At 68.1% G+C, this 17697-nt stretch carries 16 protein-coding genes and 1 tRNA gene; 6 read left to right on the forward strand and 11 right to left on the reverse strand.

Annotation, left to right across the window (positions count from 1 at the left end; genetic code table 11):
* Positions 1-44: 44 nt before the first annotated feature.
* From uvrB to polA, 7 genes are all read right to left on the reverse strand, one after another.
* Positions 45-2111, reverse strand: a complete 2067-nt coding sequence (gene uvrB, locus ACIRCZ_RS04575) for an excinuclease ABC subunit UvrB (RefSeq protein WP_055894041.1) — start codon at positions 2109-2111, stop codon at positions 45-47.
* Between the two features lie 71 nt (positions 2112-2182).
* Positions 2183-2779, reverse strand: a complete 597-nt coding sequence (gene coaE, locus ACIRCZ_RS04580; protein WP_402850105.1) for a dephospho-CoA kinase — start codon at positions 2777-2779, stop codon at positions 2183-2185.
* 82 nt (positions 2780-2861) lie between these two features.
* On the reverse strand, positions 2862-4316 hold the full coding sequence (gene rpsA / locus ACIRCZ_RS04585) for a 30S ribosomal protein S1 (protein ID WP_055894045.1): 1455 nt from the start codon (positions 4314-4316) through the stop codon (positions 2862-2864).
* Positions 4317-4424: 108 nt separating this feature from the next.
* Positions 4425-5408, reverse strand: a complete 984-nt coding sequence (locus ACIRCZ_RS04590) for an epimerase (protein WP_402850108.1) — start codon at positions 5406-5408, stop codon at positions 4425-4427.
* Positions 5405-6034 carry a DUF4166 domain-containing protein gene (locus tag ACIRCZ_RS04595; RefSeq protein WP_402850111.1) on the reverse strand — a complete coding sequence of 210 codons (630 nt, stop codon included), beginning with the start codon at positions 6032-6034 and terminating at the stop codon, positions 5405-5407. Before ACIRCZ_RS04595 ends, ACIRCZ_RS04590 begins: the two co-directional genes overlap by 4 nt.
* 7 nt (positions 6035-6041) lie before the next feature.
* Positions 6042-7712: a DUF885 domain-containing protein gene (locus ACIRCZ_RS04600; RefSeq protein WP_402850114.1), complete on the reverse strand. Its 1671-nt coding sequence runs from the start codon at positions 7710-7712 to the stop codon at positions 6042-6044.
* Between the two features lie 60 nt (positions 7713-7772).
* Positions 7773-10445: a DNA polymerase I gene (gene polA / locus ACIRCZ_RS04605; RefSeq protein WP_402850116.1), complete on the reverse strand. Its 2673-nt coding sequence runs from the start codon at positions 10443-10445 to the stop codon at positions 7773-7775.
* A gap of 67 nt (positions 10446-10512) precedes the next feature.
* Between polA and ACIRCZ_RS04610 the strand changes: the two genes are divergently transcribed.
* On the forward strand, positions 10513-10917 hold the full coding sequence (locus tag ACIRCZ_RS04610; protein ID WP_055894057.1) for a hotdog fold thioesterase: 405 nt from the start codon (positions 10513-10515) through the stop codon (positions 10915-10917).
* Between the two features lie 73 nt (positions 10918-10990).
* On the opposite strand, the gene ACIRCZ_RS04615 is transcribed toward ACIRCZ_RS04610, so the two are convergent.
* On the reverse strand, positions 10991-11596 hold the full coding sequence (locus tag ACIRCZ_RS04615; RefSeq protein WP_055894059.1) for an ANTAR domain-containing response regulator: 606 nt from the start codon (positions 11594-11596) through the stop codon (positions 10991-10993).
* A gap of 38 nt (positions 11597-11634) precedes the next feature.
* Here ACIRCZ_RS04615 and ACIRCZ_RS04620 point away from each other — a divergent pair.
* Positions 11635-11717: transfer RNA gene (locus tag ACIRCZ_RS04620), tRNA-Leu, on the forward strand.
* A 127-nt stretch (positions 11718-11844) separates the two neighbouring features.
* Entirely contained in the window at positions 11845-13836 is a 1992-nt protein-coding gene (locus ACIRCZ_RS04625) for a cell wall-binding repeat-containing protein (RefSeq protein WP_082581327.1), read from the forward strand.
* Positions 13837-13851: 15 nt separating this feature from the next.
* On the opposite strand, the gene ACIRCZ_RS04630 is transcribed toward ACIRCZ_RS04625, so the two are convergent.
* The gene (locus ACIRCZ_RS04630) at positions 13852-14253 is read right to left on the reverse strand and encodes a DUF6855 family protein (protein WP_402850121.1); all 402 of its coding nucleotides are present in this window, start codon (positions 14251-14253) and stop codon (positions 13852-13854) included.
* A gap of 35 nt (positions 14254-14288) precedes the next feature.
* Entirely contained in the window at positions 14289-14789 is a 501-nt protein-coding gene (locus ACIRCZ_RS04635; protein ID WP_055894062.1) for an FBP domain-containing protein, read from the reverse strand.
* 68 nt (positions 14790-14857) lie between these two features.
* On the opposite strand from ACIRCZ_RS04635, the gene ACIRCZ_RS04640 reads away from it, so the two are divergent.
* A complete protein-coding gene (locus tag ACIRCZ_RS04640; protein ID WP_055894064.1) occupies positions 14858-15184 on the forward strand; it encodes a co-chaperone YbbN in 327 nt (108 codons plus the stop codon).
* Between the two features lie 26 nt (positions 15185-15210).
* Here ACIRCZ_RS04640 and ACIRCZ_RS04645 read toward each other — a convergent pair whose 3' ends face one another.
* Entirely contained in the window at positions 15211-15990 is a 780-nt protein-coding gene (locus ACIRCZ_RS04645; protein WP_402850126.1) for a hydrolase, read from the reverse strand.
* A gap of 112 nt (positions 15991-16102) precedes the next feature.
* On the opposite strand from ACIRCZ_RS04645, the gene ACIRCZ_RS04650 reads away from it, so the two are divergent.
* Both ACIRCZ_RS04650 and ACIRCZ_RS04655 read left to right on the forward strand, forming a co-directional pair.
* The gene (locus tag ACIRCZ_RS04650) at positions 16103-17122 is read left to right on the forward strand and encodes an LLM class flavin-dependent oxidoreductase (RefSeq protein ID WP_402850129.1); all 1020 of its coding nucleotides are present in this window, start codon (positions 16103-16105) and stop codon (positions 17120-17122) included.
* Between the two features lie 25 nt (positions 17123-17147).
* Positions 17148-17693, forward strand: coding sequence for a sugar O-acetyltransferase (locus tag ACIRCZ_RS04655; RefSeq protein ID WP_402850132.1), 546 nt, complete (start codon positions 17148-17150; stop codon positions 17691-17693).
* The last annotated feature ends 4 nt before the right edge of the window (positions 17694-17697 follow it).

Here is a 17697-nt window from a genome sequence, read left to right on the forward strand (position 1 = left end):
CGCCGTCGTCGTCGCGCTCACCCTGCCACCGTATACCGCACGGCTCAGCCCAGGTGACCGGCCTTCTCCATCTGGCGAAGATCGCGCTTCAGGTCGCCGAGTTCGTCGCGGAGGCGGGCGGCGAGCTCGAACTTGAGTTCGCCGGCGGCAGCGAGCATCTGATCGTTGAGGTCGGCGATGAGCGCTTCGAGCTCGTTCGCGCCCTGCGCCGCGATGCCGCCCTTGCGGAGGTTGGGCGTCGGGCTCTTCTTCTTGGCTTCGCGCCCGGCGAGCATCGCCGCCGTGTCAGCGCCCTCGCGGGCGAGCACGTCGGTGATGTCCGCGATGCGTTTGCGCAGCGGCTGGGGGTCGATGCCGTTGACCCTGTTGTACTCGACCTGCTTCTCGCGGCGCCTGGTGGTCTCCTCGATGGCGTTCTTCATCGAGTCGGTGAGGACGTCCGCGTACATGTGCACCTCGCCGGACACGTTGCGGGCCGCGCGCCCGATGGTCTGGATGAGCGACGTCGAGGAGCGCAGGAAGCCCTCCTTGTCCGCGTCCAGGATCGCGACGAGCGACACCTCGGGAAGGTCGAGCCCCTCGCGCAGCAGGTTGATGCCGACCAGCACGTCGTAGACGCCGGCGCGCAGCTCGGTCAGGAGTTCGACACGACGGAGCGTGTCGACGTCGGAGTGCAGGTAGCGGACCTTGACGCCGGCCTCCGCGAGGAAGTCGGTGAGCTCCTCCGCCATTTTCTTGGTGAGCGTGGTGACGAGCACGCGCTCGTCGCGCTCGACGCGCAGGCGGATCTCCTCGAGCAGGTCGTCGATCTGGCCCTTGGTCGGCTTGACGACGATCTCGGGGTCGACCAGGCCGGTCGGACGGATGATCTGCTCGACCACCCCGTCTGCGATGCCCATCTCGTACCGGCCGGGCGTGGCGGACAGGTACACGGTCTGACCGACGCGGTCCTTGAACTCGTTCCACTTGAGCGGGCGGTTGTCGAGCGCGCTCGGCAGGCGGAACCCGTGCTCGACCAGCGTGCGCTTGCGGGACGAGTCTCCCTCGTACATCGCGCCGATCTGCGGCACGGTGACGTGCGACTCGTCGATCACCACGAGGAAGTCGTCCGGGAAGTAGTCGAGCAGGCAGTTCGGGGCTTCGCCAGGCTGACGGCCGTCGATGTGGCGCGAGTAGTTCTCGATGCCGGAGCAGAAGCCGATCTGCTCCATCATCTCGATGTCGAACTGCGTGCGCATCCGGAGTCGCTGCGCTTCGAGGAGCTTGCCCTCGCGCTCCAGCTCGACCAGGCGGTCGTGCAGCTCGGTCTGGATGGTCCCGATGGCGCGCTGCATGGTGGCAGGGCTGGCGGCGTAGTGGGTGGCTGGGAAGATCGAGACCGCATCCACTTTGGAGATGATGTCGCCGGTGAGCGGGTGCAGCGTGTAGATCGCCTCGATCTCGTCGCCGAAGAGCTCGATGCGGACGGCGTGCTCCTCGTAGACCGGGATGATCTCGATGGTGTCGCCGCGCACGCGGAACTTGCCGCGGGAGAAGTCGACGTCGTTGCGCTCGTACTGCATTCCGACGAAGCGCCGGATGAGCTTGTCGCGTCCGACGTTCTCGCCCACCTGCAGCGCGACCATCGCCTCCAGGTACTCCTCCGCCGCACCGAGGCCGTAGATGCACGAGACGGTCGACACCACGACGACGTCGCGACGGCTGAGCAGCGAGTTGGTGGTGGAGTGCCGGAGCCGCTCGACCTCGGAGTTGATCGAGGAGTCCTTCTCGATGAAGGTGTCCGTCTGCGGGACGTACGCCTCGGGCTGGTAGTAGTCGTAGTAGGAGACGAAGTACTCGACGGCGTTGTTGGGCATGAGCTCGCGGAACTCGTTGGCGAGCTGCGCCGCGAGCGTCTTGTTGTGCGCGAGCACGAGCGTCGGGCGCTGCACCTGCTCGATCAGCCACGCGGTGGTGGCGGACTTTCCGGTTCCTGTCGCGCCGAGGAGGACGACGTCGGTCTCACCGGCGTTGATACGGCCGGCGAGCTCGGCGATGGCCTGGGGCTGGTCACCGCTCGGCTGGTACTCGCTGACGACCTCGAACGGACGGACGGCGCGCGTGGGTTGCATGTGACCAGTCTAGGAAGGACCACCGACATTCCTGCCGGTGTGCGCTCTGAGCGGAACGCCTGGCACCACGCTCAGGCGCGCAGCCTGTCCCACAGCGCGTCGGTCTGCGCGATCGTCTGCTCCAGGGTGCCGTCGGTGTCGATCACGACGTCGGCGACCGCCAGCCGCTCCTCGTCCGTCGCCTGCGAGCCGACTCTGCGCCGCGCCTCCTCCTCGTCCGTCCCGCGCAGTTCCATCAGTCTCCGGATGCGCGTGGCGGCAGACGCGTGCGCGACCACCACCAGGTCGAACGGGTACTCGTTGGCCGACTCGACCAGCAGAGGGACGTCGTACACCACGACGGCGTCGGGGTCCGCCTCCCCCGCTGCCCGGAAGCGCTCGGTGGACGTGGCCAGCACGGCGGGGTGGGTGATCGCGTTGAGCTTCAGCCGCGCATCCTCGTCGGCGAAGACGATGGCGCCGAGCGCCGGCCGGTTGAGCGAGCCGTCTGCGGCGATCACGCCTGGACCGAACGTCTCGGCGATCTGCGTGAGCGCGGGCGTGCCTGGTTCGACGACCTCGCGGGCGATGCGGTCGGCGTCGACGACGACGGCTCCGTGCTCGGCGAGACGGCGGGCGATGGTCGATTTTCCTGAGGCGATGCCGCCGGTGAGTCCGATCAGGTGCACCCGTCCATGCTAGCGGCGTGCATCCACCGGTTAACGCCGGAACGGCCGACCCCGAAGGGACCGGCCGTTCCAGATGAACCGCTTAGGAGTTCGAGCTGAGCTTCTCGCGCAGAGCGGCGAGCGACTCGTCGTCGGCCAGCGTTCCGCCCGTGGTGGACTCGGAGGTGAAGGTCGAACCGCCGGTGGACGTCGTGCCCTCGGCAGCGGCCTCTTCGAGACCCTTCGCGACCTGCTTCTTGTGAGCCTCCCAGCGAGCCTGGGCAGCAGCGTAGTCCTGCTCCCACTTCTCGCGCTGGGCCTCGAAGCCTTCCTTCCACTCGTTCGTCTCGGGGTCGAAGCCCTCAGGGTACTTGTAGTTGCCCTGGTCGTCGTACTCCGTGAGCATGCCGTAGAGCGCCGGGTCGAACTCGGTGCCCTCGGGGTCGACGCCCTCGTTCGCCTGCTTCAGCGAGAGGGAGATGCGACGACGCTCGAGGTCGATGTCGATGACCTTGACGAAGACCTCGTCGCCGACCGAAACGACCTGCTCGGCGAGCTCGACGTGCTTGCCGGACAGCTCCGAGATGTGCACGAGGCCTTCGATGCCGTCTGCGACGCGCACGAACGCACCGAACGGAACCAGCTTGGTGACCTTGCCCGGTGCGACCTGACCGATCGCGTGGGTGCGGGCGAAGACCTGCCACGGGTCCTCCTGGGTGGCCTTGAGCGACAGCGAGACGCGCTCGCGGTCCAGGTCCACCTCGAGGATCTCGACGGTGACTTCCTGACCGACCTCGACGACCTCGGAGGCGTGCTCGATGTGCTTCCAGGAGAGCTCGGAGACGTGGACGAGACCGTCGACGCCGCCGAGGTCGACGAACGCACCGAAGTTGACGATCGACGAAACGACACCCTTGCGGACCTGACCCTTGTGCAGGTTGTTCAGGAACGTGGTGCGGCTCTCGGACTGGGTCTGCTCGAGCAGGGCACGGCGCGACAGGACCACGTTGTTGCGGTTCTTGTCGAGCTCGAGGATCTTCGCCTCGATCTCCTGGCCGAGGTACGGCGTGAGGTCGCGCACGCGGCGGAGCTCGATGAGCGACGCCGGGAGGAAGCCACGGAGGCCGATGTCGACGATGAGGCCACCCTTGACGACCTCGATCACGGTGCCGGTGACGACGCCGTCGGCTTCCTTGATCTTCTCGACATCGCCCCACGCGCGCTCGTACTGCGCACGCTTCTTGGACAGGATGAGACGGCCTTCCTTGTCCTCCTTCTGGAGAACGAGGGCCTCGACCGTGTCGCCGACCTCGACGACCTCGGTGGGGTCGACGTCGTGCTTGATGGAGAGTTCGCGGGAGGGGATGACACCCTCGGTCTTGTACCCGACGTCGAGGAGGACCTCGTCGCGGTCGATCTTGACGACGGTACCTTCGATGAGGTCTCCGTCGTTGAAGAACTTCAGCGTCTTTTCGACCGCGGCAAGAAAGTCTTCAGCAGATCCGATGTCGTTGATGGCGACCTGCTTGGGTGCCTTGTCGGTCGTTGCGGTTGTCATGTAGTGAGTGCTCCGTTATGGACATAATTCAGGCCGGTCGCAGTGGTGCTTCTGTTTGGTTCCGCGAACGGCAGGCGGATAGAGGTGTCACAAAGGTGACAGTCCAGCTTAGCTGTGTTGGGACGCGGTGGGCAACCCGCGTTCTGCGACGATATCGGTGAGCGCCTTCTCGAGGTCGGGCTCGGCGAACTCGTAGCCGGCTTCGACCAGCCTCTCCGGCACGACCCAGCGGCTTTTCAGCACCAGTTCTGTCTCCGTGCGGATCGCGATCGAGCCGGCTTCGAGCATCCACCGGTACGCGGGAAGGCCGAACGGGACGCGCAGCACGCGACGCAGCGTGGCCATGAACGTGCGGTTGTCCGTCGGATTCGGGGACGAGACGTTGACGACGCCGTCGAGTTCCGGATGCGCGCGCACGAACTCGATGACGCCGAGCACGTCCGCGATGTGCACCCAGCTGAACCGCTGGCGTCCTGCCCGCGCACGGAACTCGTGGAACGTCCCCGCGTTCCTGCGCGCGGCGGTGGCGAACCAGCGGCCGTCGCGCTGCGGGCCGCCGAGCCCGAACTGCGCGAGCCTGATCAGCGGGAGCAGCGCGCTGCCGTCACCGAGCACGATGGCCATGCGCAGGGCGACCCTGCGGGTGTGCGGCAGCTCCAGCTCGAAGAAGGCACGCTCCCACGAGGTGGCGACGTTCACGGAGAAGCCCGTGCCCAGCTCTCCGCCGCGCTCGGTCATCGGCCGGTCCTCCGCGTGGCGGTAGATGGTGGCGGTCGATGAGTTGATCCAGAGCGGCGGCGGGTTCTCGCTCGCGGCGATGGCCGCGCCGATCGCCCGCGTTGTGTCGAGTCTGGAGCGGAAGATCTCCGCACGGTTCGCGTCGGAGTAGCGGCAGTTGACGCTCTTGCCGGCGAGGTTGATCACGACGTCGGCGCCGTCGACCAGCGTGCGGATGCCGTCCGCATCCCCCCAGACCGCGTCTGCGCCACGGCGCCCGATGGTCTGCACGACGTCGCCGGATGCGCGGAACGCGTCTGTCAGGTACTGCCCGATGAAACCGGATGCCCCGGCGATGACGATGCGGCTGCTCACGCGGTCCGCTCCCCCTGTTCGATCCCGTAGCGGAACGTTCCCGCGTACTCGTAGAGCCTACCGACGACCGGCAGGTCGAGAGTGATCGAGACGCGCTGCGCATCCACGTCGTCGTCGTACCGCTCGGAAAGCACGACGCGCGGCGCGATCGGTCCTGGCAACGGGATGCGCGCCCTCCCCACCAGGAACGCCACGGCCGTCGACGTGAGCACCAGCCCGCCGTCGACCACGGCCGCGTCGAATCGTGCGGTCACCCGGGCTGGACGGCCGAGGGTGTCCACGATCGTGCGCCCGTCGACGGCGATCTCGTCGACCATCGCCCGGCGCCGTGAGACGAACCGGAACACCCGGACAGCCCTGACCGACGGGGCACCGGCCGCCGTCGTATCCGGCAGGTTGGAGACCGTGAACGGCACGCCGTGCTCCCAGACCGGGAACACGACGTGCGCGCGCGCCAGCAGCCACAGCGCGGGCCAGAGCCAGCGCCGGGGCGTGCCGACAGCGTCGAACACGCCCCGGCCGAAGCCGTGGCCGCCCTCCGGGATGGCGTCGAAGTACGCCTTCAGCCGCGGGTGCAACCCCTCGAAGGCGTCACCGAGCGCCACCCGGTACGGCGACGTCGTCACGCGATGCTCAGTCGAGCAGCGCCGACTTCAGGGTGTCGAGCCCGACACCGCCGATGTCGAGCGCCTTCTTGTGGAACGCCTTGATGTCGAACGACGCGCCCTCGCGGCGGGCGTACTCGTCGCGCAACTGCTCCCAGATGCGCTGGCCGATCTTGTACGACGGCGCCTGCCCCGGCCAGCCGAGGTAGCGGTTGACCTCGAACCGGACGAAGCCGTCGTTCATGTTGACGTTCTCGCCGAGGAACTGGAAGGCGTACTCGCCGGTCCACGGGCCGGAGCCGTCCGGCAATTGCTTCTCGAGGTGCACGCCGATGTCGAGGACGACGCGCGCTGCGCGCATCCGCTGGCCGTCGAGCATCCCGAGCCTGTCGGCCGGGTCGTCGAGGTAGCCGAGCTGCTCCATCAGGCGCTCCGCATAGAGCGCCCAGCCCTCCGCGTGACCGGAGGTGCCCGCGATGCGGCGCCAGGAGTTGAGCTGCGCCTTGTTGTATGTGGCCTGCGCGATCTGCAGGTGGTGTCCGGGGACGCCCTCGTGATACACCGTGGTCAGCTCGCGCCAGGTGTCGAACTCGGTGACGCCTTCCGGCACGCTCCACCACATCCGCCCCGCGCGGGCGAAGTCGTCGCTCGGGCCGGTGTAGTAGATGCCGCCCTCCTGGGTGGGGGCGATCATGCACTCGAGACGGCGGATCTCGGTGGGGATGTCGAAGTGCGACTTGCCGAGCTCTTCGATGGCCCGGTCGCTGGTCTCCTGCATCCAGCGTTGCAGGGCGTCTGTGCCGTGCAGCTTGCGGCTGGCGTCGCCGTCGAGGAACTCGATGGCCTCGGCCACCGACGCGCCCGGCTTGATCTCGCGCGCGATCGACTCCTGCTCGGCCACCATACGAGCGAGTTCCTCGATGCCCCACTCGTACGTCTCGTCGAGGTTGACGGTGGCGCCGAGGAAGCTGCGGGAGGCGAGCGCGTAGAGCTCGCGGCCGACCGCATCCTTCTCCGGCGCGTGCTGAGCGAGCTCGTCCTTCAGGAATCCGGCGAGCTTGGCGTACGCAGCGGCCGACTCCTGCGCGCCGGCCGCGAGGTCGGACGAGAGCGAAGCGGGAAGCTCTGCGTCGCCCGCCTTGGCCCCCGCGGTGAACTCGTAGAAGAAGCCGGTGTCCGCGACCTGCTTGTTCGCCTGCGCGAGCACCTCGCGCACCTGCCTGATGGCGGGGACGTTGCCACTCGCGATGCCGCTGCGCAGCGTCTCGATGTAGCCGTCCATCGCTGCCGGGAGGTTGTGCAGGCGCTTGGCGACATTGGCCCAGTCCTCCTCCGTGTCGGTCGGGACCAGGTCGAAGATGTCGCGCAGCTCCTGGGCGGGAGAGGCGATCACGTTGAGGTCGCGCTGGTTGAAACCGGCCTCGTGCTTCTCGACGGTGAGCTGCAGGTCGCGCGTGAGGTCCATCTTGGTGACGCGGTCGATGTCGTCGACCGGCTCCGCCGCCTGGATCTTGGCCAGGGTCTCTCTGACCTTGCCGACGGCCTCCTCTGCCCCTGCTGGGGAGTAGTCGGCGTACTCGCCCTCCCGGCCTGGACGGCCGAGCCAGACGTGGAACTCCGGGTACAGCTCGAGTTGGGTGTCCACCCACTCCTCGGCGATCGTGTCGACCGGAGTGGGCGTGCGGTTTTCTTCTGTCATACCTCGACCCTATTGCGGCGGCTCGCCTCCGCACCATGCCCGAACCGGGGCGAGCGGTGGCTAGTGGGCCGCTGCGTCCCAGTTGGGGCCACGCCCGACCTGCACATCGAGCGGGACGCGGAGGTCGACGGCGTGCGTCATCCTGTCGCGGACGATGGCCTCGAGCGCGTCCCACTCGCCGGACGCGACCTCGAAGATCAGTTCGTCGTGCACCTGGAGGAGCATCCGGGAGGTGAGCTTCTGGTCGATGATGTCGCCGGCGATCCCGAGCATGGCGATCTTCATGATGTCGGCCGCCGAACCCTGGATGGGCGCGTTCAGCGCTGCGCGCTCCGCGTTGTCGCGGAGGACGCGGTTGGTGCTGGTGAGGTCGGCGAACGGGCGGCGGCGACCGAAGATGGTCTCGGTGTATCCGTCGACGCGCGCCTGCTCGACCACGTTGCGCAGGTAGTCGCGGACGTTGCCGAAGCGCTCGAAGTAGTCGCTCATGAGCTGGCGGGCCTCCGCCGTCTCGATGCGGAGCTGCTTCGACAGCCCGAACGCGCTGAGCCCGTACGCGAGGCCGTACGACATCGCCTTGACCTTCGAGCGCATCGAGGAGGTGACCTCCTCCGGCGTCACGCCGAAGATGCGGGCGCCGACGAAGCGGTGCAGGTCCTCCCCCGCGTTGAACGCCTCGATCAGCCCTGGATCCTCCGACAGGTGCGCCATGATGCGCATCTCGATCTGCGAGTAGTCGGCGGTGAGCAGGGTCTCGAACTCCTCGCCGCTGCGGATCGCCGAGCGGATCTCGCGCCCCTCCTCCGTGCGCACCGGGATGTTCTGCAGGTTCGGGTCGTTGGACGAGATGCGGCCCGTGCTGGTGCCGGTCTGGTCGTATGTCGTGTGGATGCGCCCGTCCGGCTCCACGGCGCGCTCCAGCGTCTCGACGATCTGCTTGAGCTTCGTCGCATCCCTGTGCTGCAGCAGCAGGCCGAGGAACGGGTGCGGGTTCTTCTCCTGCAGGTCGGCGAGCGACGCGGCGTCGGTGGAGAAGCCGGTCTTGGTGGACCGGGTCTTCGGCATCTGCAGCTCCTCGAACAGCACCTGCTGCAGCTGCTTGGGCGAGCCGAGGTTGACCTCGTGCCCGATCTCGGCGTACGCCCTGGCGGCGTAATCGTTGGCCTTGTCAGTGAGCTCGCCGCGCAGGCGCGCGAGCACCTCGCTGTCGATGCTGACGCCGTTCAGTTCCATCTCGGCGAGCACGGCCACCAACGGCAGCTCGATGTCGTCGAGCACGGCGCGGGTGCCATCGTCGAGGGCGATCATCTGCGCCTCGGCCACACGGCGCATGTACCAGGCCTCCGTGGCAGGGCTGACCGCATCCGTGAGTGCCACGAGCTGGTTGGGGTCTGACACCGGCAGCGTCTCCCCTAGCACCTCGTAGACCTGTTCGGCGAGCGACTGCGCCGCGGCGCCAGGACGCACGAGCCAGGAGGCGATGCTGGTGTCGAAGGCCAGACCGTCGACGATCAGGCCGGCACGGCTCATCGCCTTGAACTGGGGCTTGGCACGGAAGAAGTATTTGGGCGCGCTGCCGGCGAACCACTCCTCGAGCGCCTGGTAGTCCTTGCGTCCTGCCGCCCACGGCACGTAGACCGTGTCGTCGTCCGCCGCGAGCCCGAACCCGGTGATGCCGCCAGGACCGAGCTCCACCTGCACGCCGACCGCCGTGTCGTCCGCCGACGCCTTGGCCAGCCAGTTCGCCAGCTCCTCGTCGACCATCGTCCGCACGGGAGGGATCTCGATCGCGCCGGTCTCGACGGCGGCACTGAAACCGGACGAGCCGTCGAGCTGCCCCTCCTCCGCCGCGGTCTTGAGCAGCCGGTCGAGCAGCGTCTTGAACTGCAGCTTGGCGAAGATGTCGCGCACGGCGTTCTCGTTGAGCGGGCGACGCTCCAGGTCGGCCGGGCCGACGGGGAGCTCGACATCGGTGAGGAGCTTGTTGAGGCGGCGGTTGCGCAGCGCGTTCTCCTGCTGGTCGCGCAGGTTCTGGCCGACGACGCCCTTGATCTCATCGGCGTGGGCGAGGAGGTTCTCGACCGTGCCGAACTGCTGCACCCACTTGACGGCGGTCTTCTCGCCGACCTTGTCGATGCCGATCAGGTTGTCGCTGGTCTCGCCGACGAGGGCGGCGATCTCCGGATACTGGTGCGGCTCGATGCCGTAGCGCTCGCGGACGGCCGCCGGATCGTAGATCTTGAGCTCCGAGACTCCGCGCACGTTCGGATAGAGCAGCGTGACGTCGTCGTTGACGAGCTGGATGGTGTCGCGGTCGCCGGAGACGATGAGCACGCGGTAGCCCTCCGCCGCACCCTTGGCGGACAGCGTGGCCAGGATGTCGTCCGCCTCGAAGTCCTCCTTGGCGATGGTGGTGATGTTCATCGCGTGCAGTGCCTCTTCGAGCAGCGGGATCTGTCCGACGAACTCCGACGGGGTCTCCCCGCGGGTGCCCTTGTACTCCGGGTACTCTCGCGTGCGGAACGAGTACCTCGAGATGTCGAACGCGACGGCGATGTGCGTCGGACGCTGCTGGGACAGCAGGTTGATGAGCATCGCGATGAAGCCGTGGATGGCGTTCGTGTGCTGGCCGTCGCGGTTGACGAAGCTGTCCACCGGCAGCGCGTAGAAGGCCCGGAATGCCAGCGAATGGCCGTCGATGATCAGGAGGGTAGGCTTTTCGGAGTCTGACACCAGGACAGCCTACAAGGCACCTGTGACACCCAGACTCCCCGACCGACGAAGGTGAGAAAGGCCGCCGATGACCGAGGACGCGCTCGCATACGTGAACCAGAGAGGACTCGGCAAACTGGCCGAGAAGATGGGGATCGAGATGCTCGAATTCACCATCGAACGGGCCGTGGCCAGGATGCCCGTCGAGGGCAACCAGCAGCCGGCCGACCTCCTCCACGGCGGTGCGTACGTAGTGCTCGGCGAGTCGCTCGGGTCGATGTCCGCCAACCTGCACGCCGGCGCCGACCGGCTCGCTGTCGGAATCGAGATCAACGCGACGCACACCCGCTCTGCGACGAGCGGCTATGTCACCGGCGTGTGCACCCCCATCCACCTGGGGCGCACGCTGACGACGCACGAGATCGCCGTCACAGACGATCAGGGGCGCCGCTGCTCGACCATCAGGATCACGAACCTGATCAAGGATCGCTGAGGCGCGGCCACGGGATGCACGAAGCGCGGCCGGGATTCCTCCCGGCCGCGCTTCTGCTCTGTCTGGGGTGCTGCTACTTCTTGGGCGCGAGCTGTTCGATGATCGCCTGGGCGACATCGTGCATCGTGAGACGGCGATCCATCGACGCCTTCTGGATCCAGCGGAACGCCTCAGGCTCGGTGAGGCCCATCTTCTCGTTGAGCAGGCCCTTGGCCCTGTCGACGAGCTTGCGGGTCTCGAAGCGCTCGACCATGTCGGACACCTCGGCTTCGAGGGCGATGATCTGGGCGTAGCGGGCGAGGGCGATCTCGATGGCGGGGAGGAGGTCGTTCGGCGTGAACGGCTTGACGACGTACGCGAGTGCTCCCGCCTCCGTCGCCCGCTCGACGAGCTCCTTCTGGCTGAACGCGGTGAGGAGCACGACAGGGGCGATGTGCCCCTTGGAGAGGCGCTCTGCCGCAGAGATGCCGTCGAGCTGGGGCATCTTGACGTCCATGATCACCAGGTCGGGGCGCAGCTCGGTGGCGAGCGCGACGGCGGTCTCGCCGTCTCCGGCCTCGCCGACGACCTCGAATCCGTTGTCACGGAGGATCTCGACGATGTCGAGCCGGATGAGGGATTCGTCTTCGGCGACGACGACGCGCCGTGGTGCGGTGGGAGTTGCTTCCTGGTCAGTCACGGACAAAAGCCTACGGTATTGTTCAGGTGTTGTTGTGCGCCGGTGTGGCGGAATGGCAGACGCGGAGCACTCAAAATGCTTTGTCCGAGAGGGCGTGTGGGTTCGAGTCCCACCACCGGCACAACCAGAATCCCCGCCGATTCCTGTCCCCCAATGTGGGCCAGTCAGCGCGTGTGGGGTGTGCCCCGGCCGATACTGAATTAGTCTGCCTTGGACCGCACCGACAGGCGGTCAGGGGAGAAACAACCATGCGTTCCAGGCTCAAGGTCGGCCTCGCCACGACCTTCACACTCGTGACGGCGGTCGGTCTCGTCGTGGCTGGAGCACAGCTCCCCGCCACGGCGGCGCCAGAGCCGACGTCGACTCCGACACCCACCTCCACATCGACTGAGGCACCGGATGCGTCGCCGAGCGCGACTCCGACCGCCGACCCGTCCGCGACGCCGACACCGTCGACGACCCCTGCGCCGACCCCCGCACCGGATGCGAGCGCCCCCGCAGCGCCCGCCCCCACCGCAGCGGCACCGGACGCATCCGTCGGCGCCGACCCGACGCTCGCCGAGATGAACCAGACCGGCAACCACACGATGGGCTCGACCTTCTCGCTCAGCGGAGCCGCGGCGGACGCAGCCATCGGCAACAACGCGGCGAGCCAGTCAGCGGCCCGCACGTTCAGCTCAGCGGCCACCACCTTCCCGCCCGGCGTCCGCGGTCTCGACGTCAGCGGATGGCAGACCAACATCAACTGGAACCAGGTCTGGGCGGACGGCGGTCGCTTCGCGTACATCAAGGCCACGGAGTCGCTCGACTACAAGAGCAGCCAGTTCTCCAGCCAGTACAGCGGCGCATACAACGTCGGCATCATCCGCGGCGCGTACCACTTCGCAACGCCGAACACCTCCTCTGGAGCCGCGCAGGCCCGCTACTTCGTCCAGAACGGCGGCGGCTGGTCCGCCGACGGCCGCACGCTTCCACCTCTGCTCGACATCGAGTTCAACCCGTACGGCGGCAGCAACACCTGCTGGGGCCTCAGCGCACCGCAGATGGTCGCCTGGGTCGCCGACTTCGTGAACACGGTCACCTCGATGACCGGCATCGCCCCTGCGATCTACACCAACACCAACTGGTGGAACCTCTGCACCGGCGGAAGTGCAGCGTTCGGCGCGTACCCGCTCTTCGTCGCCAACTACTCCAACATCAGCACCCCTCCGCTTCCGCCTGGGTGGGGCGCATACACGATCTGGCAGTTCGCGAACGGCGTCGGCCCGTTCCCCGGCGACCAGGACGTCTTCAACGGGTCGATGAACGACCTGCAGGCGTTCGCCCTCGGAAACCGGCTCGCCGGATCGGACGCGTTCGGCACCAGTGCCGCGCTCTCCTCCACCTTCTCCCCCGGCGTGCCCGTCGCGTACGTCGCGTCCGGCTACAACTATGCGGATGCGCTTGCCGGCGGCCCAGCGGCCGGTAAGCAGAAGGGACCGGTGCTGCTCGTCCAGCCGTACGGTGTTCCCGACGTGATCGCGACAGAGCTGAAACGCCTGAGACCGGCCCGCATCGTGGTGCTCGGCGGTCCGTCGGCGGTCTCGGACGCCACGGTGGCAACGCTCAGCGCTTACACCTCTGGCGGCGTCACCCGGCTGGCCGGCTCCGATCGGTTCGAGACAAGCGTCGCAGTCTCGAAGAGCGCGTTCGGAGCGAACCCGTCCGTCGCGTACATCGCGACAGGGATGAACTTCCCGGACGCCCTGACAGGAGCATCCGTCGCCGCCGGAACCGCGCACAGCGGACCTTTGCTGCTGGTGACGAGCGTGAGCATCCCGCCCAGCGTCTCCGCCGAACTGCAGCGACTGCGCCCTGGCCGGATCGTCGTGCTCGGCGGAACGGACGCGATCAACGCCTCCGTCATGTCGCGGCTCTCGTCGTACACGTCCGGCTCCGTCACCCGCCTCTCCGGCGACGACCGATACATCACCAGCGCCAAGGTGTCGCAGGCGAACTTCTCGCCAGGGGTCGCAGCAGCGTACGTCGCTGTCGGCACCAACTTCCCGGATGCGCTCTCCGGCGCGCCGGTGGCCGGGATCGCGAACGCTCCGGTGCTGCTCACCCAGTCCACGGCCATCCCGCAGTCGATCACCGCTGAGCTGAGTCGTCTCAAGCCGAAGAAGATCGTCATCCTGGGCGGCACGGCCGCCGTGAGCGCTGCCGTGGCAGCGCAGCTGAACGGCTACGTGGTCAAGTAGCCTGGCCGGCCGGACTCACAGCGCGCGCACGCGATTGTTGCGGGCGTCGTGCGTGAGTTCGGCCAGGCCGAGGGCTTCCAGGAGCGGCGGGAGGTACATTCCGAACCGTCCGCGGTAGCCCGTGCGGAGTCCGTACCAGCCGCCGACGGGGTTGGCCTCCGAGCGTCCCCACGCTTCGACCGATCCCTCGGCGGCGTCCTTCTGCTCGTCCGCGGCGCCGAGCGGCACCCAGTCGCCCTGCTCGCGCAGCCACGCGGCGAGGTCGTCGATCGCGCTCAGGTGATACCGCAGGGTGGTGGAGCCGACCTGGCAGACCAGCGCGGGTGGGTCGGCGTCCTCGTCGCGCCACATGCTGTACTCGCTCGACCCCGGCGCCGTCTTCAGCACCCACGGGTCTGCCTTCGTTCCGTCGCTCATCTGCTCAGTATGGCGCTGGATGCGGTCGTATGGCGCTAGATGCGGGCGCCGACCACGGTGGCGGCGAAGCGGCGTGCACGCTCGGCGAGCCCGGCGATCCTGTCGGCGACCACGGATTCCGCGTCGAACCCGACGTACGCGGGAGGCGGCGTCCTGCGCACGTTCTCGCTGCATTCGAAACTTCCGCAGAGCATCGTGCCGACCGTGTCGCCGTTGCGGCCGGCCTGACCGGCCCTGCGTGCCACGTAGAGGTACACGTCGCGGGTCACGTGCACGTCCTGGCACCAGCCGCACATCGACGGCGCGTGCGACCGCATCGACGCGTCAGACGCCCGCAGCACGATGCCGACCGGCCCGTTCTCCGTCGGGACGACCACGTAGCCGCGCTGCGGGATGCGCGGGTCGCGCCAGCCGAGGTACTCGCGTCTCGACCAGTCCACTTCGTGCATCCCCGGCGGCAGCGGCAACTCCGCCGCCTCGCTCCTCGAACAGTTGACGAACGACTCCCGGATCTGCTCCTGGGTCAGTGTCTCCATGCGCACCTCCGAATTCCATGCTCGCACAGCTTGACCCTGACCCAGAGGTCACGGTCTAGCCTCGCCGCATGACAACACTCAACGCCGTCACAGACGCCACATTCCCTGACGCGGTGCTCGCCGCATCCGGAACCACCATCGTCGAGTTCTGGGCGGAGTGGTGCGGCCCCTGCCGCGCTCTCGGCCCGATCCTCGAACAGCTCGCCACCGAGCACGCCGACCGCATCAGCATCGTGAAGATCAACGCGGACGAGAACCCGCAGTCCTCCGCCACCTACCGGGCGATGGCGCTGCCGGTGATGAAGGTGTTCCAGAACGGCGAGGTGGTGAAGACGATCGTCGGCGCGAAGCCGAAGCCGGCGCTGGAGTTCGAGCTGGCGCCCTATCTCAGGTGAGGTCGTGCGTCAGGTGAGGTCATGCCTCAGGTGAGGTCGTCGTACGCCCCGCTCACCCAGCCGATGTAGCGCTCTGCCGAGCGCAGCACCGCGTCCCGCGCATCCACGGGCACCACGTTGCCGAGGTTGCCGTACAGCCGGTCGAACGGGAGCTCGCAGACACGGTCGGCCGTCCGCCGCACGACGGCGGCCGACAGCGGCAGGTCGTTCGGGTAGCTGCGCATGAATGTCACCCAGCGCTGCGACGGCCCGGGAAACACGGTGTCTCCGGAGAGCACCACCCCGCGATCCCAGTGCACGATCGCGCTCCCTGGGAAGTGCCCGCCGATCGTCCGCAGCGTCACACCCGGCAGCACCTCCTCGTCTCCCGTCCAGTCCCGGATGCACGGCTCGTCCCGCTGCACCCAGCCCCTGTCTGCCGCGTTGACCAGCACGGGCGGGTCGCCGAGCATCCGGGACCAGGAGGTCTGCGCGCCGAACATGTGCGGGTGGCTGGTGGCGATGACCGCGACGCCGCCGAGGTCCTGCACCGCGGCGGCGGCGGCCTCATCGACGTAGCCGGTGGGGTCCCAGAGCAGATTGCCCTCCGGAGTGCGCAGCAGGATGCTCTGCTGGCCGATGCCCACCTTCGGCTGGGAGCGCAGCGCGAAGAGGTCGGGCTCCAGCTCGGCGATAGTGACGCGTTCGCCTGCCCGCTGCAACGCCTGCAACGACGTCCACTCCTGCCCGGAAGGCGGGACGTACTGCCGTTCGTCCTCGCAGATCGGGCACGACGCGGGATGCGCATCCCCCGCAGGAAACTCCACAGCGCACGCAGCGCACAACCAATCGACCACCCTGCGACGATACGCCGGCGCCCACACGGCGGAATAGACCCGGTGGCGGAATAGCCGGAGCGGCGGCATCATTGAGACCACTGTGAAACGCATCGGATTCCTCTCCTTCGGCCACTGGCAGCCCATCCCGGGCTCCGTCTCCCGCACGGCCGCCGACGCCCTGCTGCAGACCATCGACCTCGCCGTGGCCGCGGAGGAGGTCGGCGCTGACGGCGCGTTCGTGCGCGTGCACCACTTCGCCAGGCAGCTCGCCTCGCCGTTTCCGCTGCTCGCGGCGATCGGCGCGCGGACGAAGCGCATCGAGATCGGCACCGGCGTGATCGACATGCGCTACGAGAATCCGCTCTACATGGCGGAGGACGCGGCGGCCGCCGACCTGATCAGCGGAGGCAGGCTGCAGCTCGGGGTGAGCAGAGGATCACCGGAGACGGCGGTGCGCGGCTACGAGTCGTTCGGCTACGTGCCGGCAGACGACGAGTCGGACGCGGACATGGCGCGACGCCACACCGAGGTGTTCCGCGCGGCGATCTCCGGGGCGGGTGTCGCGATGTCGAACCCGCAGATGACGGGCGTTTCGCAGCCGCTCCCGATCGAGCCGCGCTCCCCCGGCCTCGACGAGCGCATCTGGTGGGGAGCGGGCAGCAGGGCGACGGCGGTCTGGACGGCGGAGCAGGGCATGAACCTGATGAGCTCCACCCTGCTCACCGAGGACACCGGCGTGCCGTTCGACCAGCTCCAGGCCGAGCAGATCCGGATGTTCCGCGACACCTGGCGGGATGCCGGCCACGAGCGCGAGCCGCGCGTCTCGGTGAGCCGCAGCATCATCCCGATCATCGACGACGAGACCCGCCGCTACTTCGGCGCCCGCGCCGTGGCGGAGTCGCAGGACCAGGTCGGCCACCTCGACGGCGGCCTCGCCCGCTTCGGCAGGAGCTTCGTCGGCGAACCGGACGTGATCGCCGCAGAGCTTGCGGCGGACGAGGCGGTGCAGGCGGCGGATACGGTGCTGGTGACGGTGCCGAACCAGCTCGGGGTGGACTTCAATGCGCGCATCCTGGAATCGCTGGTGAAGGACGTCGCACCGGCAGCGGGCTGGCGATGACCTGCTGCGCTGGGCGGTTCCCGGCGTGACGGACAGGATGCACCTCATCCCGCGACGCACTCCGGAGTCGCGCGCCGTCGTCGAGCGCGTGCAGACGGTGCTCGACCTGACCTCACGGCTGAACGTGCTGCCGTACTCCGACGCCGAGGGACGCACGGCGCTGCTGAGCGCGATCCTCGGCAGGCCGCTGCCGTCCGACGTGACGATCTACCCGCCGTTCTACTGCGACCACGGCCTGGCGATCAGCTTCGGAGCGAACGTGTTCGTCAACCAGAACTGCTCGTTCTACGACATCGGCGGCATCACCATCGGCGACCGCACGATGATCGGCCCCGGCGTGACACTGAGCACGGCCGGACATCCCGTCGCCCCCGATGCGCGGCACGACGGCATCACGACCGCGCCCATCGTGGTCGAGGAGGACGTCTGGATCGGCGCGAACGTCACGGTCGCGCCGGGGGTCACCATCGGGCGCGGCTCGGTGATCGGGGCGGGAGCGGTGATCGCGAAGGACGTGGCGGCGAACACCGTGGTGACGAGCGGGAGCCAGGTCGTGCGGAAGGTGCTCTAGCCGA

It is taken from the genome of Leifsonia sp. NPDC102414, assembly GCF_044765685.1.
Taxonomy (GTDB): domain Bacteria; phylum Actinomycetota; class Actinomycetes; order Actinomycetales; family Microbacteriaceae; genus Leifsonia.